Source organism: Allobosea sp., assembly GCF_017308075.1.
GTDB lineage: Bacteria > Pseudomonadota > Alphaproteobacteria > Rhizobiales > Beijerinckiaceae > Allobosea.
On sequence record NZ_JAFKFX010000023.1, the window covers coordinates 411,358 to 431,810 of the forward strand.

The window sequence follows — 20,453 nt, forward strand, 5'->3', positions numbered from 1 at the left end:
AAGATCAGTATGCCTCAGTCGGCGCTGCCGCAGGCGACGCTCGTCGCGAGAGCCTCCGCATCGGCGCGGTCGGCCGGGCGGCGCAGCATGACGCGTGCCAGGATCAGCCCCTGCGGCGATGGCGAGACGACACGCAGCTCGCGCGCCGTCTCGCCGTCCTCGTCCTGCGCCAGGCGCTCGTCGAGCTGTTCCTGCGTCATCACCACGAATTCGAGCACGCCGCGGATCGCCGCCCGGTCGGTGATCGCGTAGGCGACGCCGCCGCCATGGCGGTGCAAGGTCAGCCCGAGCGGCAGTGCGCCGGTCTGGGCGACGACGCGTACCGGGCCGCCGGTCAGATCGAAGCCGCAGACGGCGCCGACGCTGTTCGGATCGGGCTCGGCCAGTGCCGGCAGGCCGTCCGGGGCAGGCGTGATCAGTTCGGCGTGTCCGCCGCTGCCGAGTGCGGCATAGACCGAGCTGGCGTCGCGCTCGGCCATGATCGGGATCAGCAACACCGTGAGGATGTGCACGATGCCCGCGAGGACGAGCCCCATCAGAGTGAGCAGGATGATGCGCCGCAGGCTGCGGCCGAGCCGGTCCCGCCAGCCGAAGGCTGGGATCCGGGTCCGCTCCGCCGCGGGGGCGAGCAGGGGAGCCTGATCGAGCATGCTCATCGGCAATCCACCCGGCTGATCCGCGGCAGCGCTTCCGGCCGCAATTCGCCGGCATGGCTGGAGATCGGCGTATCGTAGAGCCGCAGGAGGAACAGGAAGCGACCTGAAGGCGGCAGCGGCAGCCAGTTGCCGGCTTCGGGCGTCGCGGCTGCGATGATCCGCAGGCCGCCGCGCTCGTCGCGAACGATCTCGGCGTGGCTGAAACTCTCCCGTGCGACCGTGAGCTGGAGCGGGCGACGTGCCGGGTCGGCGACGGTCAAAGACCAGCCTCGAGCCGGCGGAACGACCCCGCTGACGCCATAGCGGCAGCGGCCGTCGAGCGGCTGTCCGGCATCGTCGCGCTCGGCGATCAGCAGGAGCCCTTCGCCGGCGCCGAGCGGCAGATGGACGCCGCGCGCCAGATAGGCCCGCATATAGGGATCGCTGTCGCGCGCGCCGCTTTTCGGCCAGGTCGTCCAGGCACCGATCTGCGCCCGGCCGACGACCGGCCGCTCGGCCACGGCGTAATGTGCCGAGGCCAGCCCCAGCCCGGCGCCGAGCGCGATCACATAGGCGAGTTCGAGGACGCGCATGATGCGGGGGGCTGGCTCCCTTCGACGACCCGGGGCGACGCGGAGAGTCTAGAGCGCCGGCCGGCGCGGAAGAAGCGCAATCTGCCGAGGCCCGCCGACACGGCTCAGCGGAAGCGCGTCAGGCTCGGCCCGGCCGGTAATTCGCCGATGCCGGCCTGGATCGAGGTCCGGGCCGCACGCGGCGCCTCGACCGCCTTGAACATCGCCCCGACCGATGACAGCACTTCGAAGGATCTGCGCGGCATATGCCCGGCATTGGCACCGGTGCCGGGCTGGGTCGGGCCGGCATTCTTCGCCACGGTGGCCTTGTCGGCGCCCTGCGGCGCGACGCCCGGGATCGGCTTGATCTCGATGCCCTGATGGGCGAAGGCCATGATCTCCTTCCAGACCATCGCCGGCAGCGAGCCGCCGGTCATGTTGTTGGTTTCGGAGGAATCGTCGTTACCGAACCAGACCGCACCGACGAGATTGCCGGTGTAGCCGACATACCAGGCGTCCTTGTAGCCATTGGTCGTGCCGGTCTTGCCGGCGCTGATCACGCCGTCCAGTGCCGCGCGCCGGCCCGTCCCCGCCGTCGGCACGGTCGAGAGCATCTGGTTCATCTCCTGCGCCACCTGCGCGCTCAGCACCTGGGCCGGCGCCGGCTCGTCGCGATCATGGCGGTAGATTTCCTCGCCGAGCGAATTGCGGATCTCGAAGGCGGCATAGGGCTTGGCCCGCTTGCCGCCATTGGCGAAGACCGAGAAGGCGGCGGCCTGGTCGATCACGGTGACCTCGGCGGCGCCGATCGGCAGCGAGACCGTGTCGGTCAGCGGCGTCGTCAGCCCCATGGCGCGGGCCGTCTCGACGATCTTGTTGCGGCCGATGCGTGCCGCGCGCGCCTCATGCGTCTCGCCGGTCGCCCGGCCGATCGCGATCGACATCTGCACCGGGATCGTGTTGATCGACTTGGCGAGCGCCACCGTCAGCGGCATCGAGCCGGAATAGGAGCGCCCGTAATTGTTCGGGCACCAGTTGCCGATGCAGACCGGCCGGTCGGTGACGATAGTAGTCGGCTTGTAGAGCCCGGCGCTCATCGCCGCCGCATAGACATAGGGTTTGAACGAGGAGCCGGGCTGGCGCAGGCTCGAGGTCGCGCGGTTGAACTGGCTTGCGCCATAGTCGCGCCCGCCGACGATCGCCCGCACGGCGCCGTCAGGGTCCATGATCACCGTCGCGGCCTGCCGGGCCCGGTAGGCCTGGCCGTGCTGGCGCAGGATGCTCTCGACCGCCTCGTCGGCCCGCTTCTGGATCGCCGGGTCGTGCGGGGTCTTCACGGTGAGCACGCGCTCGGGGCCGATCTTGCCGTCTTCGGCGAGCTTGCGGACCTCGTCGAAGGCCCAGTCGAGATAGTAGTCCGGGCTGGCGTCGCGGCGCCGGTCGATCGGCTTGGCCGGGTTGCGCCGGGCGGAATCGATCTGCCCGGCCGTCATGAAGCCGGCATCGACCATCGCGCCGAGCACGTCGTTGGCGCGGGCGCGCGCCGCCGGCAGGTTGACATGCGGGGCGAATTTGGTCGGCGCCTTGAACAGGCCGGCGAGCATGGCGGCCTCGGCGACCGTGACGTCCTTGGCGGATTTGCCGAAATAATATTCCGCAGCCGCCGCGACGCCGAAGGTGCCGCCGCCCATATAGGCGCGGTCGAGATAGAGCTTCAGGATCTCGTTCTTGGTCAGGCGGTATTCGAGCCAGATCGAGAGGAAGGCTTCCTTGATCTTGCGGTCGAGCGAGCGCTCATTGCTGAGGAAGAGGTTCTTGGCGAGCTGCTGGGTGATCGACGAGCCGCCCTGCACGACGCCGGAGGCGCGGGCATTGACGGTGAGTGCCCGGAAGGTGCCGAAGATGTCGATGCCGAAATGGTCGTAGAAGCGCCGGTCCTCGGTGGCGAGCACCGCCTTGATCAGATGGTCCGGCAGCTCCTCGAGCTTCAGCGAATCGTCGTGCCTTGCGCCGCGATGGCCGATCTCGGAGCCATAGCGGTCGAGGAAGGTGACGGCGAAGACCTGGTTCTTCAGCGCGTCCTCGCGGCCCTCGCGGAAGGCCGGGATCGCCAGCAGCAGCATGACGATCGAGCCGGCGATGCCGACATTGAGGCCCTCGCTGACGAGCTCGGTGGCGAGGCGCTTCGGGCCGGAGACGGTGAGCCGGTCGGTCCAGCTGCGGATGCGCTCATAGGCCTCGCCGGCCCTCCGGCCGGCCGCGTAGAGCGAATCGTCGAGCCATGAGTCGGCGGCGAGCGCGGAGCGCTTCAGGCGGGTCGTCCAGCGCGCCTTCCTGAACTCGATCACGGACCGGGCCACCTTCAGAATGCCGCGGGTCAGGCCCGCCGCGTCCCTGGATCGAGGGCGGACGCCCGATCCAGTCTAACGAGATAAGCCTTGCAAGCTCCTGGCGGAAGGGCCTTGCGCGGCCCGCGGCCCCCAGCAGGTTTCAGGCCAGCGCGATCGTCTCGTTTCGGCACAGGATTGGCCCGCGCGTCGTGCGATTACCGGCGTTTCAGGCTTTCGTCGCCACGAGGGCGAAGCGGGTCGAGGAGACCAGCCGCAGCGCGTCGTGCAGGGCGGCGCTGCGCTGTTGCGCCCGCACCACCTGCCGGTAGTCTGCCGGCTCGATCCGGGCGAAGCCGGCCTCGTGCAGCATGGCGCCGAGGCGCTCATAGCTCAGCCCGCCGCGGAAGAAGAAGCGCCGGGTGATCGAGTCGAAGGCCTCCTTGTCGGTCGTATGCACGGTGCCGCCGCTGCGCTCGCGCAGCCAGGTAGCGCCGCGGTTGATCAGGTTCTGGATCCAGGAGCGGTTGATCCAGTCGCCGTCGATCACCAGGAGCCTGCCGCCGGGCTTCAGCACGCGGAACCATTCGGCGAAGGCGGCTTCGGGATCGGTCAGGGTCCAGACCAGATGCCGCGTCACCAGCGCGTCATAGCTCTCGTCGTCGTCGAGCAGGCGCTCGGCGTCGCCGGACAGGATCCTCGCCTTGTCGCCATGCTTGGCGCGGGCGCGGGCGAGCATGTCGTCGGAAAAGTCGATCGCCGTGACCTTGTGGCCGAGCGAGAGCAAAGCGCGGGTGATCTCGCCGGTGCCGCAGGCGAGGTCGAGCACGTCGCGCGACTCTGTACCGAAGGCCTGGCGCAGCAGGCTCTGGAAGGCGGCGAGCTCGGCCTCGGACTTGATCGCATGGCCGACCTGCTGGTCGAAGCTCGCGGCGCGGCTCGACCAGTAGGCGCGGATCTCCTCCTTCAGCGAGTAGTTGGCGCCGGGGCTGGAAGCGTTGGTGTCTTGCATCGGCTTACGTCGCTTGGAAGGATTGGCGGAGATGTGAGCAGCGGCCTCAGAGGGTGGCGAGTTCCGGCATGGCCCGCTGGCTTGCCTTGCGCGCCGAGCCCTGGACCACGACGAAGGGCGCTTCGCCATCGCCGGTCTCGACCCGGGCGACGACACCATAGACCTCTTCCAGCAGCGCCGGGGTGATGATCTCGCGCGGCGGGCCGAGCGCGACGAGGCGCCCCTTCGCCAGCACCATCACCTTGTCGGCGATGCGCAGCGCCTGGTTGAGGTCGTGGATCGCGATCAGTACGCAGATCTTCTTCTCGCGGGCGAGGCGGGCGACGAGACTCAGCACCTCGAACTGGCGGTGCAGGTCGAGCGCGCTGGTCGGCTCGTCGAGCAGCATGATCTCGGGCTGGCGTACCAGCGTCTGGGCGATCGAGACGAGCTGGCGCTGGCCGCCGGAGAGCTCGCCGAGGCCGCGAAAGGCGAGCTCGGCGATGTCGAGATCGTGAAGCGCCTGGTCGATCGCGGCGAGCTCGTCATCTCCGACGCCCCAGGAGCCGCCCTGCTTGCGGGCGAGCAGGATCGACTCGTAGACGGTCAGCACCGCGTTCACCGCGGTGTCCTGCGGCAGATAGCACGGCGCCTTGCCGCTGGGGCTGGCGATTTCGACCGTGCCGGTGCCTGAAGCCATCCCGGCGATGCGTCGGAACAGGCTCGACTTGCCGGCGGCGTTCGGGCCGATCACCGCCACGACCTCGCCGCCGAGCAGATCGGGCGTGGTCACATCGGTGAGGATCTGGCGCCTGCCATAGGCGACACCGACTTCGCTGAGGGCGAGGCGCTTCACCATGAACGCCTCCGGCTGGTCAGGATCAGGCTGAAGAAGAACGGCACGCCGACCAGGGCGGTGACGACGCTGATCGGGAAGATCAGCCCGGGGATCAGCGATTTGCTGACAACCGAGGAGGCCGAGAGCAGGGCGGCCCCCGCCAGCGCCGAGGCCGGCAGGAAGAAGCGCTGATCCTCGCCGATCAGCATTCGCGCGATATGCGGGCCGACCAGGCCGATGAAGCCGATCGTGCCGACGAAGGCGACCGGCACCGAGGCGAGCAGGGCGACCAGCAGCATCGTCTCCAGCCGCAGCCGCTTGACGTCGATGCCGAAGCTCGCGGCCTTCTCGTCGCCGAGGCGCAAAGTCGTCAGCGCCCAGGCGCGGCGGGCGAAGAACGGCAGGCAGAACAGCAGAACGGCGGAGGTGATGGCGAGCTTGTGCCAGCTCGCCTTGGTCAGCGAGCCCATCATCCAGAACACCACCGCGCCCAGCGCCTGCTCGGAGGCAAAAAACTGCAGCAGCGCCAGCAGGGCGTTGAAGGTGAAGACCAGCGCGATCCCGAGCAGCACCACCGTCTCGGTGGTGACGTCGCGGCGCTGGCTCAGCATATGGATCAGCAGCGAGGCGCCCATCGCCATGATGAAGGCATTGAGCGGAACGACATAATCGATGGCGAAGGGCACGATCGCGACGCCGAAGACCAGCGCCAGCGCCGCTCCGAAGCTCGCCGCCCCGGAGATGCCGAGCGTGAACGGGCTCGCCAGCGGGTTGTTGAGTACGGTCTGCATCTGTGCGCCGGCGATGGCGAGCGCCGCGCCCGTGACCACGGCCATCAGCGCGACCGGCAGCCGGATGTCCCAGATCACCACCCTGACCGCGGCCGGCGCGGTCGACGGCGAGAGCAGCGCATCGACGACCTCGCCCATGCTGTAGCGAGCCGGGCCCAGCATCAGGTCGACGAGGAAGCAGAGCAGCAGGGCGGCGGCAAAGCCGGCCAGCAGCAGTTTGCGGCGGAAGGCCAGGGCCCGATAGGCCTCGCGCCCTTCCGCCACCGGCAATTCGGTCGCCGTCTTCTCGGCCAGGATGGGCGCCAGGCTCATTTGACCGCCTCGAGCGAGACCCATAGGCCGGGCTCGTAGGGCAGGGGCAGGAAGCGCTCGTGCAGCGCCTTCATGGTCGCGTCCGGGTCGATGTCCTTGAACAGCTCCGGATGCAGCCATTTCGCGATCTGCTGGATCGCCACGAACTGATAGGGGCTGTTGTAGAACTGGTGCCAGATGCCGTGGACCCGGCCGTTCTTCACCGCCGCCGACTGGACGAAGGCCGGGCGCTTCATCAGATTGGCGAGCTTGCGGCGGGCTTCGGTCATGTCGGCGCCGGCGCCGAGGCCGACCCAGTTGCCCCCGGGGACGTAGCCGTCCCAGCTGCTGCCGGTCACGATCACGATGTCGGGATTGTCGGCGACGATGCGCTCCGGGTTGATCGTGCCGAAGGTGCCGGGGATCAGCGGTGTCGCGAGGTTACGGCCGCCGGCGAACTCGACCATCTTGCCGAAATTCTCGTTGCCGAAGGACATGCAGCAATCGTCGGAATAGCCGCCGGCGCGCTCGACCATGACGAGCGGGCGCTTGAGCTCGCCCGCCTTGGCGAGCCGGTCGGTGACCAGCGCGATCTGCTCGGCGCGGTATTTGATGAAGTCCTCGGCGACCTGCTCCTTACCGAACAGCTTGCCGATCAGCCGCATCGACGGCTCGGTGTGCTCGAACGGCTTTTCGCGGAAGTCGACATAGACGACGGGGATGCCGACGGAAGCCAGCTTCTCGACCAGCTTGGCCTCGTCGCTGGCGACCTTGGCCTCGATGTTGAGGAAGAGCACGTCAGGCTTCAGCGCGATCGCCTGCTCGACGTCGAAGGCGCCTTCCTTCATGCCACCGAAGGTCGGCAGCTTGGCGATCTGCGGATAGCGCGCGAGATAGGCCTTGTAGTTCTCGGGGTCGGCCTTGCCGAGATCGTCGCGCCAGCCGACGACGCGCTTGAACGGCTCGTCCTTGTCGAGCGCGGCGACGAAATACATCTGCCGGCCTTCGCCGAGGATGATCTTGCGCACCGGCGCCTCGACCTCGACCTTGCGCCCGATGATGTCGGTCACGACGATCTTTTCGGCGGCAGCCGGCAGGGCGGCGACCAGAAGCATGCCGGCAGCGGCGAAAGCGCGCAGGACAGTCCGTTTCGTCAGCATCGGGGATCTCTGGTGCGAGGAATTCTTCGGGTCAAATAGAAGGGCATTAGTATTCGGTCAATAACTGTAGATTTTAATCATTCTAAATATAGATTAGAATATATCGAATATAGATCTCGCTGTTGCCGTGTCTGGCGGGCCTTGCGCGCCTCCTGCGCCGCTTTCCTCGGCGTCCGCGAAGGGGCATAAGCGGCCATGGCTGCAGATCCGAACGCGAGCCCGCCTTTCTGGCGGACCAAGACCCTCGAGGAGATGAGCGAAGCGGAGTGGGAATCGCTCTGCGACGGCTGCGGACGCTGCTGCCTGGTCAAGCTCGAGGACGAGGATACCGGCCGCATCCTGGCGACCGATATCGGCTGCCGTCTGTTCGATGCCGGAACCTGCCGCTGCCGCGACTACGAGAATCGCTCGCAGACCGTGCCGGATTGCGTGACGCTGACGCCGGATGAGGTGCACACCCTCTCCTGGCTGCCGCCGACCTGCGCCTATCGTCTGGTCGGGGAGGGCAAGGATCTGCCCTGGTGGCACCCGCTCGTCTCGGGCGATCCGCAGACGGTGGTCGAGGCCGGCGTCTCGGTTCGGGGCAAGGTCTTCGCGAACGAGGACGAAATCGCCGAGGAGGAACTGGTCGAGCGGCTGGTGAACTGGCCGCTGCGCTGGCCGAAGGGCGCGCGCGGGCGCCGGGCCTGATGGCCGCAGGGGCGGCTGCGCGCCGGCGCGCGATCTGCGATGATGGACGAGGCGGGTTGCCGGTCGCGCTCATTGATTGTTCATCCGCTTTTGGGCATGACCACGCCGCGCGGGTGCGCTGCACAAGCAGACCTCGCGATCGCGAAACCATGCGGACGCGTCGGCGTTGATGGCGGCGGCGAATTTGGAAGAGGCGGGGCTTATGGCAGGGCAGAAGTGGGTCTACACTTTCGGCGACGGCAAGGCCGAGGGTGAGGCAGGAATGAAGAACCTGCTCGGCGGCAAGGGCGCGAACCTTGCCGAGATGAGCAATCTGGCCCTGCCGGTCCCACCCGGCTTCACCATCACCACCGAAGTCTGCACCTGGTATTACGACAATGGCAGGAGCTTTCCGGCCGAGCTCGACGGCCAGGTCAAGGCGGCGCTCGCCGGCATGGCCGGGCTGACCGGCAAGACCTTCGGCGATCCGGCCAATCCGCTGCTCGTCTCGGTCCGTTCGGGCGCGCGCGCCTCGATGCCGGGCATGATGGACACGGTGCTCAATCTCGGCCTGAACGACGTCACCGTCGAGGCGGTGGCGCAGGCCTCGGGCGATGCCCGCTTCGCCTGGGACAGCTATCGCCGCTTCATCACCATGTATTCGAACGTGGTGCTCGACGTCGATCACGGCCATTTCGAGGAGGCGCTCGAAGATTACAAGGAACGCAAGGGCTACCAGCTCGACACCGAGCTCTCGGCCGATGACTGGAAGGTACTGGTCGGCAAGTACAAGGAAATCGTCAGGAAGGAACTCGGCGCCGAATTCCCGCAGGAGCCCGAAAAACAGCTCTGGGGCGCGGTCGGTGCGGTCTTTTCGTCCTGGATGAACAACCGCGCCATCAAGTATCGCGAGCTCAACGACATTCCCGCCGCCTGGGGGACTGCGGTCAACGTCCAGTCCATGGTCTTCGGCAATATGGGCGAGACCTCGGCCACCGGCGTCGCCTTCACCCGCAACCCCTCGACCGGCGAAAACGAACTCTATGGCGAGTTCCTGATCAACGCCCAGGGCGAGGACGTCGTCGCCGGCATTCGCACGCCGCAGGACATCACCGAGGCCGCCAGGATCGCTGCCGGCTCCGATAAGCCTTCGATGGAGAAGGCGATGCCGGAAGCCTATGCCGAGCTCTGCCGGATCTACGGCATCCTCGAAAAGCACTATCGCGACATGCAGGACATGGAGTTCACCATCCAGGAGGGCAAGCTCTGGATGCTGCAGACCCGTTCCGGCAAGCGCACCGCGAAGGCGGCGCTGCGCATCGCGGTCGACCTCGCCCGCGAGGGGTTGATCTCCGAGGATCAGGCGGTCGGTCGTGTCGAGCCCGGCGCGCTCGACCAGCTTCTGCACCCAACCATCGACAGCAAGGCCGAGCGCCGCGTCCTGACGACGGGCCTGCCGGCATCGCCCGGCGCTGCCGCCGGTGAGATCGTCTTCACCTCCGAAGCCGCCGAGGCGGCGAAGAAGGCGGGGCATAAATGTATTCTGGTGCGCGTCGAGACCTCGCCTGAGGACATTCACGGCATGCATGCCGCCGAGGGTATCCTGACCACGCGCGGCGGCATGACCTCGCATGCGGCGGTGGTCGCGCGCGGCATGGGCAAGCCCTGCGTCTCCGGCGCCGGCCAGATCCGCGTCGACTATGCCAAGGCGACGATGAGCGTCGGCCCGACCACGCTGAAGGCGGGCGATTTCGTCACCATTGACGGCTCGACCGGGCAGGTCCTGCTCGGCGAGGTCAAGATGCAGCAGCCCGAGTTCTCGGAGGAGTTCAAGACACTGATGGGCTGGGCCGACCGGCTCCGCCGCCTGAAGGTCCGCGCCAATGCCGAGACCCCGCGCGACGCCAGGACGGCCCGCGAATTCGGTGCCGAGGGCATCGGCCTCTGCCGCACCGAGCACATGTTCTTCGATGCCGACCGCATCCTCGCCATGCGTGAGATGATCCTGTCCGAGGATGAGGCGGGGCGGCGTGCCGCGCTGGCCAAGCTGCTGCCGATGCAGCGCCAGGACTTCGTCGAGCTGTTCTCGATCATGCACGGGCTGCCGGTGACGATCCGCCTGCTCGACCCGCCGCTGCACGAGTTCCTGCCGCAGACCGAGGAGGAGATCGCCGAGGTCGCGGCGGCGATGGGGACCAGCGTCGACAGGTTGCGGCGCCGCGCCGCTGAACTGCACGAGTTCAACCCGATGCTCGGCTTCCGGGGCGTGCGCCTCGCCGTCGCCTATCCCGAGATCGCCGAGATGCAGGCGCGCGCCATCTTCGAGGCGGCGGTGCTGGCGGCGAAGGAGACCGGCAAGCCGGTGATGCCGGAGGTGATGGTGCCGCTGGTCATGGGCTCGCCCGAGCTCGATCTGGTCAAGGCCCGCATCGACGCCATGGCGGCGGCGGTGCGCAGCGAAACCGGGGCGAGCCTGGCCTACCAGGTCGGCACCATGATCGAGCTGCCGCGCGCTGCGCTACGCGCCGAGGAGATCGCAAGGACCGCCGAGTTCTTCTCCTTCGGCACCAACGACCTGACTCAGACCACGCTCGGCATCAGCCGCGACGACGCCTCGACCTTCCTCGGCGCCTACACCGCCAGGGGCCTGCTGCCGAACGATCCCTTCGTGACGCTGGACCAGGATGGCGTCGGCGAGCTGGTCCGTCTCGCCGTCGAGCGCGGACGCAAGACTCGGCCGGACATCAAGCTTGGCATCTGCGGCGAGCATGGCGGCGATCCCGCCTCGATCGGTTTCTGCGAAAGCGCCGGGCTCGACTATGTCTCCTGCTCGCCCTTCCGCGTGCCGATCGCCCGGCTCGCCGCCGCGCAGGCGGCTCTGGGCGCGATCAAGGCGAAGGACGCCTGACGCGCTCCTCGTCATTGCGAGGAGCGTGGCGACGAAGCAATCTAGGGGCCGTCGAGCGCGCCGCTGGATTGCTTCGCCTTGCTCGCAATGACGGAAACGCCATGCCCGCGAAACTCACCACCATCGGCTTCGATGCCGATGATACGCTCTGGCAGAACGAGCAGTTCTACCGGCTGACCGAGGAGCGCTTCGTCAGCTTGCTCGGAGCGCATGGCGAGGCGGCCGAGATTTCCGGCCGGCTGCTCGAGGCCGAGAAGCGCAATCTCGGCTTCTACGGCTTCGGCATCAAGGGCTTCACCCTCTCGATGATCGAGACCGCGATCGAGGTCACGCGCGGCGAGGTCTCTCCGGCGGTGATCGCCGAGATCCTCGCCGCCGGGCGCGAAATGGCGGCGCATCCGGTCGAGACCCTGCCGCATGCCGCCGAGACGCTCGCGGCGCTGGCGGGCGCTTACCGCCTGGTGCTGATCACCAAGGGCGATCTCTTCGATCAGGAGCGCAAGCTCGCCCAGTCCGGCCTCGGCGACTATTTCGATGCGGTCGAGATCGTCAGCGACAAGACGGTCGCGACCTATCGCCGTCTGTTCGCGCGCCATGGCGAAGGGCCCGAGCGGGCGATGATGGTCGGCAATTCGCTGAAATCCGACATCGTACCGGCGCTCGTCGCCGGCGGCTGGGCGACCTTCGTCCCGCATGAACTGACCTGGGCATTCGAGCATGCCGAGGAGCCGGTCGGCGAGGCGCGCTTTCGAAAGCTCGTCGATCTCGGCGGCTTGGTCGGGCTCGTCCGCGAGATCGGCTGATCCGGCTTCGAGCCCCTGGCGCAGCCTGTTCCAGCCGGCCGCCCAGGGGCGGATTGGCCCCGAATCCGGCCGGGCCGGCGCAAACCGGGCATCTCTGGACCCGACTTGCAAATTCTGCTAGACGCTCCGATGTAAGACGAGATGCGGCCGGGTTCTGGCCAATCCTCCGCGCGGGTCAACCGGTCGGCGGGCACGATTCAGATCCACCACACATCGCTACAAGACCATGATGAGGCGTCCGCGCGCCGAGCCATGGGTCGCAACGATACGCGGATCTGAAACGTAAGGATTAATGCCATGAACAAGGGCACCGTGAAGTGGTTCAACGCCACCAAGGGCTACGGCTTCATCACTCCTGAGAACGGCGGTCAGGACATCTTCGTCCACATCTCCGCCGTCGAGCGGGCCGGCCTGCGCGAGCTGCGCGAAGGCCAGGTCGTCTCCTACGAGCTGATCGCCGATCGCAAGACCGGCAAGTCCTCGGCCGGCAACCTCGCCGTCGCCTGAGTGACCGATATCGCGGGCGGGTCCTTGGGGCCCGCCTGCTCCCATAGGCGGGCCCGGCCCGCATGACACGATATCCTCCGGCGCAGTGGCTAGCGGTTCGCCGGGCGGAAAGAACTTCATACGTAGACCGAGTATCGCAGGACGCGGCGCTTCCGTTCTCCACGTGCGCCCCTTGCTTGCCGGTCCAGGAAAGACCTGTTTTGACAAAATTCACCGACCTCGGCCTGGCCGAGCCCCTTCTCAAGGCGCTCGCGGCCGAAGGTTATGAGACGCCTACGCCGATCCAGGCGCAGGCGATCCCTGCGATTCGCGACGGCCGTGACCTGCTTGGCGCCGCCCAGACCGGAACCGGCAAGACGGCGGCCTTCTCGCTGCCGATGCTGCACCGGCTGCTCGGCCAGCCGCGGCGCGTGCAGCCGCGCTCGGTGCGCGCGTTGATCCTCTCGCCGACGCGCGAGCTCGCGGCCCAGATCGAGGCCAATATCCGCGGCTACGCCCAGTTCACCAGCATCAAGTCGACCGTGATCTTCGGCGGCGTCCCCGTCGGCAAGCAGATTCGGGCGCTCGCCCAGCAGGTCGACATCCTCGTCGCCACGCCCGGTCGCCTGCTCGACCTGGTCGACCAGCGCGCCGTCTCGCTGCGCGAGATCGAGTTCCTCGTCCTCGACGAGGCCGATCAGATGCTCGATCTCGGCTTCATCCATGCGCTCCGCCGCATCGCGACGCTGATCCCGCAGAAGCGCCAGACGCTGCTGTTCTCGGCCACCATGCCGAAGGCGATCCGCGAGATCGCTTCCGCCTATCTCACCGATCCGGTCGAGGTCGCGGTCACGCCGGTCGCGACCACCGCCGAGAAGATCGACCAGCGCGTCATCTTCACGGAAGCTGGCCAGAAGCCGGCTCTGCTGGCGAAGACCTTGAGCGTTCCCGAGATGGAGCGCGCCATCGTCTTCACCCGCACCAAGCACGGCGCCGACAAGGTCGTGCGCCAGCTCGAGCAGTCCAACATCAAGGCGGCTGCGATCCATGGCAACAAGAGCCAGGGCCAGCGCGAGCGGGCTCTCGGCGCCTTCCGCGACGGCGAGCTGCGCATCCTGGTCGCAACCGACATCGCGGCGCGCGGCATCGATGTCGACGGCATCAGCCATGTCGTCAATTTCGACCTGCCGAACGTGCCGGAGACCTATGTCCACCGCATCGGCCGCACCGCGCGCGCCGGCGCCTCGGGCGTCGCCATCGCCTTCTGCACGCCGGAAGAGCGCGGTGATCTCGCCGGGATCGAGAAGCTGACCAAGGTCGCGCTCACCCCGATCGGCGAGGTGCCGTACTGGGATGGCCGCACGCCGAAGAAGCCGCCGCAGAACCAGGGCCGTGGCAGCCGTGGCCAGCAGGGCGGCGGAGGCCGTGACAATGGCCGGGGCGAGGGACAGCGCCAGCATCAGGGCCAGCGCCAGGGTGCCAAGCCCGGCAATGGCGGCAGCCATAACGGCTCCGGCCGCAATGGTGGCGGCCAGCGCAGCGATGCGCCGCGCCCGAACCAGGCGCGTAACGAGCGCCCGGCACAGCGCAATGATGCGCCGGCAGTGCGAAAAGAAGCGGCTTCGGCCAATGAAGGGCTTGGCGGCGTCGCGTTCTTGCAGCAAAGAACGGAGCAACGACGCACCAATGGCGCAAGGCGGCGCGCGAACTAACGCGCTGAGCGCCCGACGGATCGGATCGCGGCACAAGGCCGCGCCGGTCCCTGCGCCGAAGAGAAGACGAAGGATCAGGGAATGGCGAAGGAAGAACTTCTCGAATTCGACGGCACCGTGGTCGAGGTGCTCCCGGACGGGAACTACCGGGTCAAGCTCGACAACGACCACATCATCCTGGCCTATGCGGCCGGCAAGATGAAGAAGAACCGCATCCGCACCATCGCCGGCGACCGCGTGGTGGTCGAGATGTCGCCCTACGATCTCGATCGGGGCCGCATCAACTTCCGCCAGAAGACCGCGAGCCCCGGCCCGATGCCGCCGCGGCCGCAGAATTTCCGCCGGCGCTGAGCCGCCGATGCGCTTCACCAAGCCCGAGCAGTTCTTCATCGCTGCAGGCGTCGGGCTTGGCGCTGCGGCCTCGCTCGCCGCCAATACCGGCTGGATCGCGAAGGGGGGAACCTTCCCGCCCTTCGTCTATGTGCTGCTCGCCCTCGGCCTGGTCGAGGTCGTGGTCAGCCTGGTGCTGCGCCAGCCACCGGGCTCGCTCTTCACCTTCCCGGCCCGCGTCCTCGCCTTCGCGCTCGGCGTTGGCGTGCTGATGCTGCTGACCGGCGGACTCGCCTGAGCGGCGACGGCCTCGGACACATCCTATCCGTCATTCCGGACAAGCGGCGAAGCCGCGCGGCTCCGTAATCCATCGCAGAGCGCAGGAGCCCTATGATGGATTCCGGCGCTCCGCTGCGCCGCGGCCGGAATGACGCGGGGAGTGGTGGTCCCACCCATCCGTCCCAGGCCACAAAAAAAAGCCCCGGCCGAAGCCGGGGCGTAAGTGGCATTTTCCGTGATGAACAGGACTACGTAGAAAGTTCGGTGAAACTCAGTAGCGGGCCGGGGCCCAGCGCTGCGAGCCGGGGCTGACCAGGACCTGGCGCTGGCGGGTGGCGTATTCGGCCGGCACCGTCTCGTGCACCACCTGCGTGGCGCGGACCATGACGCGGCGGCTGCGCTGGCCGTAGACCGCCGGCACGACATCATAGGCGACCGAGGCCGGAGAGACCTCGACGGTGCGCTGCTGGTAGCCGTATTGCGCGGGGACATCGACCCAGCAGCCGGTGGTCTGGCCATAGGCGTCGCGGCTGACCTCCCAGCGGCGCGTCGCCGGCGCGATCAGCACCTTCTCGGAGACGGTCTGATACTGGGCCGGGATCCGCCTTGCGATGCGGCGCTCCGGCTGGACCATCACCTTCTCGACGACCGTCTCGTATTCGGCCGGAATGATCCGGGAGAAGGTGCGGGCAGGGCGGGTGACAAAGCTCTCCTCGACCGTGCCGTAGACCGGTGGCGTCGTCACCAGCTTGTAGCAGGAGGAGCCGTAGCAGCCGCTACCGGCGGCGGCCGGCGCGGTGAAGCCGAGCGCCCCGACGAGGGCGGTGGCGGCGATGCCGCCAAGCGAGAGAACCCTGGATGCCATGTCTGACCTCTGCCCCGTTGCGCGGCACTGCGGCCGTGTTGTTGGGGAGAGAAAAGCCGGACCGAACTGATGAACGCAAGGTAAACGCTAAAACAAGGTAAAATTAACCATGGTCGGCGCTGGCCGGAAGGTTCAGCTCCGTTGTAATCTTCTTGCCGGAATTGCAGGCATTCGACCGGTCCGGGAAACCGATCATCAGGACTGGCGAACGGGGCGGTGCCGTAGACCTCCCCGCGACAGTCGCTGCGAAAACTGCGCTCTTCAGCGGGCCTAAGGCGCGTTCCGTCGGTTTGGACCGTCATTCCGAATGGAGCGAAGCGGAACGCCGCAACCCATCGCAAGACTCCGGTGCTCTGCGATGGATTCCGGCTCTGCACGCCTTCGGCGCTTGTCCGGAATGCCGACGGCCTTGGCACGAAATCCGCCCTGGCAGAGATGGAGAGGGAGCGGCGCTCCCTCCCACAGGACCGCCCCCTCTCCGCAGGCATCTGGCCTGCGCTCGCCCCGGCTCCCGAGTGCCGTGTGCCGCCCGGCCCATTCCGAAAGGCCGAAAGGCGAACAGCAAGTTCGTACAGGGGGCAGGGCGTCGGGCGCGTTACGTCCGGATTAAGTCGGCGTTACCTTGGGGGAGGGAGGTACCGCTGCTCGAAGCGGCCCACGAGCGCTTCGCCGGCGTCTCGGTCGACTGCCGACCCTGGCAGGAATTCATCCGCCGCTGGCACCGGCCGGGCACGCTATTCTATCTCGACCCGCCCTATTGGGGCACGGAACACTATTATGGCCGTGGACTTTTCGGTCGGGAGCAGTTCGCCGAGCTCAGTGCCGCTTTACAGGGCTTTCAAGGGCGCTTCATCCTATCCCTGAACGATGTGCCCGAGGTGCGCGAGCTGTTCGCCTGGGCGCAGATCGAGACGGTCGAGCTGAGCTATCAGGCGGGCGGGGCGGAGAACACCAAGCGGGTGCGGGATCTCGTAATCACTCGGAGGGGGACTTGAGGGCGTTCAAGCATTGGGATGATGGTCGTTGGGCCAATGAGCTCACACGCGAAGGGAAAATTCGGCTGATGCCGATTTCCTATTATTGGGAAGTCGAGAACGTGGCGCCCGGGGTGCAGGACGAGCTAGAGGGCAGCACTCGCGGCACGCACGGCCCTATGAGTTGGACTAGCGGACCCTCCTTGAGCCAACTCGCGATACTGAAGCGCGCGGGGGTTGTGGAGGTGGACCAAGCGGAAAATATCTCTCTGGGCGAGGTTACCTTGGTACGCCGCGGGCCGCAGTTCTACATATTTTGCATGAGCGCTGCTGCGGACATGGGCATTTTTGATAACACGGTGGACGTCACCACCATCCCCGACGTCAAGGCACTTGGTATGGCGATCGGCCAGGCTTCCGGCGGCCGCTTTGATGCGTTCGATTGCGACGTTGTGACCTACCGGGATGTCGAGTTTCAATTTGAGACAGCCGATCTATTCCCGGATCCGTTCGTTAAGCGGCAGACCTTCGCCCACCAGCGTGAGATTCGACTTGTGTTCAAGCCCGCTGTCGAACTCCAAGGGCCGCAATATATTCAGTCGCCGACGATCGTCGCGGCGCTGCGACCCATTCTGGTACCCTGTGGCATACTTACTTGAGACGCGCCCGGAAGCCGAAGCCCGCGCCAGCTCGTTTCGCACCTGAGACGGCGATCCCGATCACCGCAAAAAAGCACTCTGTTGCCATTTGATTGTTCGCGCTACAGCACGCCTCAAGTCTGCCCCGGCCTGAGCTTGTAGAAGACGTGCCGGCCGATCGTGTCCATCTTCTTCAGCTTGCGCGCCCAATAGGGCCGGACATAGTCGGCGTGGTAATGGGTCGAGGCACCGACATCGGCGAGATAGGTCGTGCCCTCATAGACCTCGCGGGCGATGCGGGTCGCGTCGCGCCAGGGGCCGGGCTCGGTGATGCGCAAGGCCTTGCCTTCGCAGGCGAAGGTGAACTGGCAGGCGAGATGGCGGTTGCGGTTCTGGTAGACCGTGCCGCAGACGCTGTCGGGATAGAGCCCGCTCTTGACCCGGTTGAGCACGACCTGGGCCACCGCGGCGCGGCCTTGCTCGCTTTCCGAGCGCGCCTCGAAATAGATCGCCTCGGCGAGGCAGCGCTGTTCCTTCGCCATGTTCTCGGCTGCGATCAGGCCGGTATAGATCTGCCTGCCCTCGTTCGCGCCTTCGCCGGCCTGAGGCCCGCGGCCGGGCGTCGCCTTGGCGATGCGGCTCTGGGCCGCCGATGCGCCGGCTGGCGGGGAGACGGGTGGCGGCGTCGCCGAGGCGAGCCTCGCATCCGGCGTCGTCACCGGGGTCGAGGAGGACTGCGCCAGGTTGCCGGCGACCGAAGGCGTCGAGCCGTCGATGCTATCCAGATGCAGCTCGGCATGGCGTGGTGAGGTGATGACCTTGGGGATCGCGACCGGCGAGGCATCCGACAGGGCGGGATCGGTGACGCCCTCGTCATGGGCCGGGGGTTCGAAGCCGATCTGCGGCCCGTCATAACCGTCGAGCGCCTCGATCGAGAAGCCGCCGGAGATCAGGCCGGGAGTCTCGCCGAAGACGATCTGCTCGAGCTCTCCAGGCTGGCCGCTGCGCGTCAGCGTCGGCCGCAGGGGGACCAGAAGATCCCCCTTGGCGCTGCGGTCGACCTGCGGGAAGGCGGCCGCTGCGCGTTTCATCTCCTCGCGCGGCAGGCGCGGATCGGAGACGAAGACGTTTTCCGGCATGTCGAAGGAAAGCCGCGCGGTCTGGACCACGCGCTCGAAGGCGCGTTCCGGCATGCGGAAGGCGCTCAGCGCCACCAGCATCGACGGTCCTTCGGAGAGGCTTGAATTCGGGTTCGGTGCGGCGCGCGCGATCAGCGAGGAGGGCGAGGCGTAGGAATCGTGGTTCTGGCCGGCCGAGGCGGTGAAGGAGACAAGCAGTCCCGCGGACAGCGCCCAGGGCGCGACCGTCGCCAGCGCCCATCTCAGGCGGGCACTGCGGTTTCGCTTCGATCGCCGGCGCGGACGCAACTGACTCAAGGCGCTCAACCCGAGAGGAATGGAACGGCATGCGCGAGCTGCGATGATGCAAATCCGCGACATCGCGATAATCAGGCGTCAGGGTTGAGGGTCGGTTAATGGACCGACCCGGAAGGGGGCGAACGACGCATGGCCAGGCCCGGCGCTGGCCGTCGAACCGGGCGCGAATACCGTCTGAATCCGCCCGGTCGCAGCGAACGCGTCGATTTTCTATGCATCGCCGTGATGTGCGATGTAACGGAAACGCGTTGGAAAAATCCTGGCGCCGCCGCTATCGTGCAGACACACGATCCCATTCCCCGGAGCCTTCCATGAATTCCGCCGCCAAGCGCAGCCATGCGCCGGAGATCATTGTCGTCGCCGGCTGCCTGATCGCGCTGATCAGCTTCGGGCCGCGCGCCAGCGCCGGCCTCTTCCAGATTCCGATGACGCTGCAATTCGGCTGGGGCCGCGACACCTTCGGCCTGGCGCTTGCGATCCAGAACCTGCTCTGGGGGCTGGGTGCGCCCTTCGCAGGCGCCATCGCCGACCGTTTCGGCCTCGTCCGGGTGCTCTGCGTCGGCGCGCTGCTCTATGCCGCCGGCCTCGTGATGATGGCCTATGCCTCGACGCCGCTCGAGCTGCATTTCGGCGCTGGCGTGCTGATCGGCTTCGGCCTCTCGGCCTGTTCCTTCAACCTGATCCTCGCCGCCTTCGGCAAGCTCCTGCCCGAGAGCTGGCGCCCGCTCGCCTTCGGCGCCGGCACCGCCGCCGGCTCCTTCGGCCAGTTCCTCTTCCCGCCGATCGGCAACATCCTGATCGAGACGCTGGGCTGGCAGCAGGCGCTGGTCGTCTTCGCCTTCACCCTGCTTCCGGTCATTCCGCTGGCGACCATGCTCGCCATGCGCAAGACCGGGGCGGCCGTCGGACAGGCTGCTGCCGCCAATCTGCCGAACCAGACCATCCGCCAGGCGCTGGGCGAGGCCTTCAAGCATCGCTCCTATGTGCTGCTGGTCCTCGGCTTCTTCACCTGCGGCTTCCAGCTCGCCTTCATCACCGTGCACATGCCGGCCTATCTCAAGGATGCGGGCCTGCCGGCCTGGGTCGGCGGCTGGACGCTCGCCGCCATCGGCCTCGCCAATGCCGCAGGCTCGCTCGGCTCGGGCTGGCTCTCCTCGCGCATGCCCAAGCGCCATCTGCTGGCCTGGATCTATTTCGGCCGGGCGGTGGCGATCGCCGCCTTCATCCTGATCCCGGCGAGCCCCGCGACGGCGATCATCTTCGGCATCACCATCGGGCTGTTCTGGCTCTCGACCGTGCCGCCGACCTCGTCGCTGGTGATGCTGATGTTCGGCACGAAGTACATGGCGATGCTCTACGGCTTCGCCTTCTTCTCGCATCAGGTCGGCGGTTTCCTCGGCGTGCTGCTCGGCGGCATCCTCTATGAGCGCTTCGGTTCCTACGACATCGTCTGGTGGCTCTCGGTGGCGCTCGGCGTCGCCTCTGCCCTGATCAATCTGCCGATCGTCGAGAAGCCGGTGGCGCGCCCGCAAGCGCAGCCGGCCTGATCAAACACGCACGGGCGCGCCGCTTGCAGGCGGCGGCCCGGCGCGGTCAACTCATCCCGCTGATCTGCATCATGCTCAGCCCTCATCCTGAGGAGCGGACGTTAGTCCGCGTCTCGAAGGATGCTCCAGAGCGTGCTGGAACATCCTTCGAGACGCCGCTACGCGGCTCCTCAGGATGAGGGCTGAACCAGAAGCTTCCGG

Annotated in this window: 19 protein-coding genes; 10 read left to right on the plus strand and 9 right to left on the minus strand. The window is 67.2% G+C overall.

The window, feature by feature from the left end; all coding sequences use genetic code 11:
• Positions 1-14: 14 nt before the first annotated feature.
• From J0J10_RS02905 to J0J10_RS02935, 7 genes are all read right to left on the minus strand, one after another.
• A complete protein-coding gene (locus J0J10_RS02905; protein ID WP_291645110.1) occupies positions 15-656 on the minus strand; it encodes a DUF1254 domain-containing protein in 642 nt (213 codons plus the stop codon).
• A complete protein-coding gene (locus tag J0J10_RS02910; protein ID WP_291645112.1) occupies positions 653-1,228 on the minus strand; it encodes a DUF1214 domain-containing protein in 576 nt (191 codons plus the stop codon). The genes J0J10_RS02905 and J0J10_RS02910 overlap by 4 nt, the downstream gene beginning before the upstream one ends.
• Before the next feature lie 104 nt (positions 1,229-1,332).
• Complete coding sequence (locus tag J0J10_RS02915; protein WP_291645114.1) at positions 1,333-3,555, minus strand: transglycosylase domain-containing protein; 2,223 nt, start codon at positions 3,553-3,555, stop codon at positions 1,333-1,335.
• A 208-nt stretch (positions 3,556-3,763) separates the two neighbouring features.
• Positions 3,764-4,546 carry a class I SAM-dependent methyltransferase gene (locus J0J10_RS02920; protein WP_291645116.1) on the minus strand — a complete coding sequence of 261 codons (783 nt, stop codon included), beginning with the start codon at positions 4,544-4,546 and terminating at the stop codon, positions 3,764-3,766.
• Between the two features lie 46 nt (positions 4,547-4,592).
• Positions 4,593-5,381 carry an ABC transporter ATP-binding protein gene (locus tag J0J10_RS02925; protein ID WP_465247151.1) on the minus strand — a complete coding sequence of 263 codons (789 nt, stop codon included), beginning with the start codon at positions 5,379-5,381 and terminating at the stop codon, positions 4,593-4,595.
• On the minus strand, positions 5,378-6,448 hold the full coding sequence (locus J0J10_RS02930; RefSeq protein ID WP_465247152.1) for a FecCD family ABC transporter permease: 1,071 nt from the start codon (positions 6,446-6,448) through the stop codon (positions 5,378-5,380). Before J0J10_RS02930 ends, J0J10_RS02925 begins: the two co-directional genes overlap by 4 nt.
• A 14-nt stretch (positions 6,449-6,462) precedes the next feature.
• Positions 6,463-7,605 (minus strand): ABC transporter substrate-binding protein, encoded by a 1,143-nt coding sequence (locus J0J10_RS02935; protein WP_291645120.1) that lies wholly within the window; start codon positions 7,603-7,605, stop codon positions 6,463-6,465.
• 195 nt (positions 7,606-7,800) lie between these two features.
• Between J0J10_RS02935 and J0J10_RS02940 the strand changes: the two genes are divergently transcribed.
• From J0J10_RS02940 to J0J10_RS02970, 7 genes are all read left to right on the plus strand, one after another.
• On the plus strand, positions 7,801-8,295 hold the full coding sequence (locus J0J10_RS02940) for a YcgN family cysteine cluster protein (protein ID WP_291645122.1): 495 nt from the start codon (positions 7,801-7,803) through the stop codon (positions 8,293-8,295).
• 202 nt (positions 8,296-8,497) lie between these two features.
• A complete protein-coding gene (gene ppdK / locus J0J10_RS02945; protein ID WP_291645124.1) occupies positions 8,498-11,182 on the plus strand; it encodes a pyruvate, phosphate dikinase in 2,685 nt (894 codons plus the stop codon).
• A 101-nt stretch (positions 11,183-11,283) separates the two neighbouring features.
• Positions 11,284-11,985: an HAD family hydrolase gene (locus J0J10_RS02950; RefSeq protein ID WP_291639273.1), complete on the plus strand. Its 702-nt coding sequence runs from the start codon at positions 11,284-11,286 to the stop codon at positions 11,983-11,985.
• Between the two features lie 297 nt (positions 11,986-12,282).
• Entirely contained in the window at positions 12,283-12,492 is a 210-nt protein-coding gene (locus J0J10_RS02955; RefSeq protein ID WP_110488019.1) for a cold-shock protein, read from the plus strand.
• Between the two features lie 200 nt (positions 12,493-12,692).
• Positions 12,693-14,183: a DEAD/DEAH box helicase gene (locus tag J0J10_RS02960; RefSeq protein WP_291645128.1), complete on the plus strand. Its 1,491-nt coding sequence runs from the start codon at positions 12,693-12,695 to the stop codon at positions 14,181-14,183.
• 81 nt (positions 14,184-14,264) lie between these two features.
• The gene (gene infA / locus J0J10_RS02965) at positions 14,265-14,534 is read left to right on the plus strand and encodes a translation initiation factor IF-1 (RefSeq protein ID WP_291639077.1); all 270 of its coding nucleotides are present in this window, start codon (positions 14,265-14,267) and stop codon (positions 14,532-14,534) included.
• Positions 14,535-14,541: 7 nt separating this feature from the next.
• A complete protein-coding gene (locus J0J10_RS02970) occupies positions 14,542-14,811 on the plus strand; it encodes a hypothetical protein (RefSeq protein ID WP_291639078.1) in 270 nt (89 codons plus the stop codon).
• Positions 14,812-15,063: 252 nt separating this feature from the next.
• On the opposite strand, the gene J0J10_RS02975 is transcribed toward J0J10_RS02970, so the two are convergent.
• Positions 15,064-15,657, minus strand: a complete 594-nt coding sequence (locus J0J10_RS02975) for a hypothetical protein (RefSeq protein ID WP_291645130.1) — start codon at positions 15,655-15,657, stop codon at positions 15,064-15,066.
• Positions 15,658-16,172: 515 nt separating this feature from the next.
• Here J0J10_RS02975 and J0J10_RS02980 point away from each other — a divergent pair.
• Complete coding sequence (locus J0J10_RS02980) at positions 16,173-16,652, plus strand: DNA adenine methylase (protein WP_291645132.1); 480 nt, start codon at positions 16,173-16,175, stop codon at positions 16,650-16,652.
• Entirely contained in the window at positions 16,649-17,290 is a 642-nt protein-coding gene (locus J0J10_RS02985) for a hypothetical protein (RefSeq protein ID WP_291645134.1), read from the plus strand. The genes J0J10_RS02980 and J0J10_RS02985 overlap by 4 nt, the downstream gene beginning before the upstream one ends.
• A 113-nt stretch (positions 17,291-17,403) precedes the next feature.
• On the opposite strand, the gene J0J10_RS02990 is transcribed toward J0J10_RS02985, so the two are convergent.
• Positions 17,404-18,705, minus strand: a complete 1,302-nt coding sequence (locus J0J10_RS02990; protein ID WP_291645136.1) for a cell wall hydrolase — start codon at positions 18,703-18,705, stop codon at positions 17,404-17,406.
• Positions 18,706-19,016: 311 nt separating this feature from the next.
• Between J0J10_RS02990 and J0J10_RS02995 the strand changes: the two genes are divergently transcribed.
• Entirely contained in the window at positions 19,017-20,252 is a 1,236-nt protein-coding gene (locus J0J10_RS02995; protein ID WP_291638918.1) for an MFS transporter, read from the plus strand.
• Positions 20,253-20,453 lie beyond the last annotated feature (201 nt).

Coding starts and splice junctions, on each gene's coding strand:
- J0J10_RS02920 (WP_291645116.1), bottom strand. CDS start 4,546: ATGCAAGACACCAACGCTTCCAGCCCCGGCGCCAACTACTCGCTGAAG.
- J0J10_RS02995 (WP_291638918.1), top strand. CDS start 19,017: ATGAATTCCGCCGCCAAGCGCAGCCATGCGCCGGAGATCATTGTCGTC.
- ppdK (WP_291645124.1), top strand. CDS start 8,498: ATGGCAGGGCAGAAGTGGGTCTACACTTTCGGCGACGGCAAGGCCGAG.
- J0J10_RS02905 (WP_291645110.1), bottom strand. CDS start 656: ATGAGCATGCTCGATCAGGCTCCCCTGCTCGCCCCCGCGGCGGAGCGG.
- J0J10_RS02935 (WP_291645120.1), bottom strand. CDS start 7,605: ATGCTGACGAAACGGACTGTCCTGCGCGCTTTCGCCGCTGCCGGCATG.
- J0J10_RS02970 (WP_291639078.1), top strand. CDS start 14,542: ATGCGCTTCACCAAGCCCGAGCAGTTCTTCATCGCTGCAGGCGTCGGG.
- J0J10_RS02940 (WP_291645122.1), top strand. CDS start 7,801: ATGGCTGCAGATCCGAACGCGAGCCCGCCTTTCTGGCGGACCAAGACC.
- J0J10_RS02955 (WP_110488019.1), top strand. CDS start 12,283: ATGAACAAGGGCACCGTGAAGTGGTTCAACGCCACCAAGGGCTACGGC.
- J0J10_RS02975 (WP_291645130.1), bottom strand. CDS start 15,657: ATGGCATCCAGGGTTCTCTCGCTTGGCGGCATCGCCGCCACCGCCCTC.
- infA (WP_291639077.1), top strand. CDS start 14,265: ATGGCGAAGGAAGAACTTCTCGAATTCGACGGCACCGTGGTCGAGGTG.
- J0J10_RS02950 (WP_291639273.1), top strand. CDS start 11,284: ATGCCCGCGAAACTCACCACCATCGGCTTCGATGCCGATGATACGCTC.
- J0J10_RS02910 (WP_291645112.1), bottom strand. CDS start 1,228: ATGCGCGTCCTCGAACTCGCCTATGTGATCGCGCTCGGCGCCGGGCTG.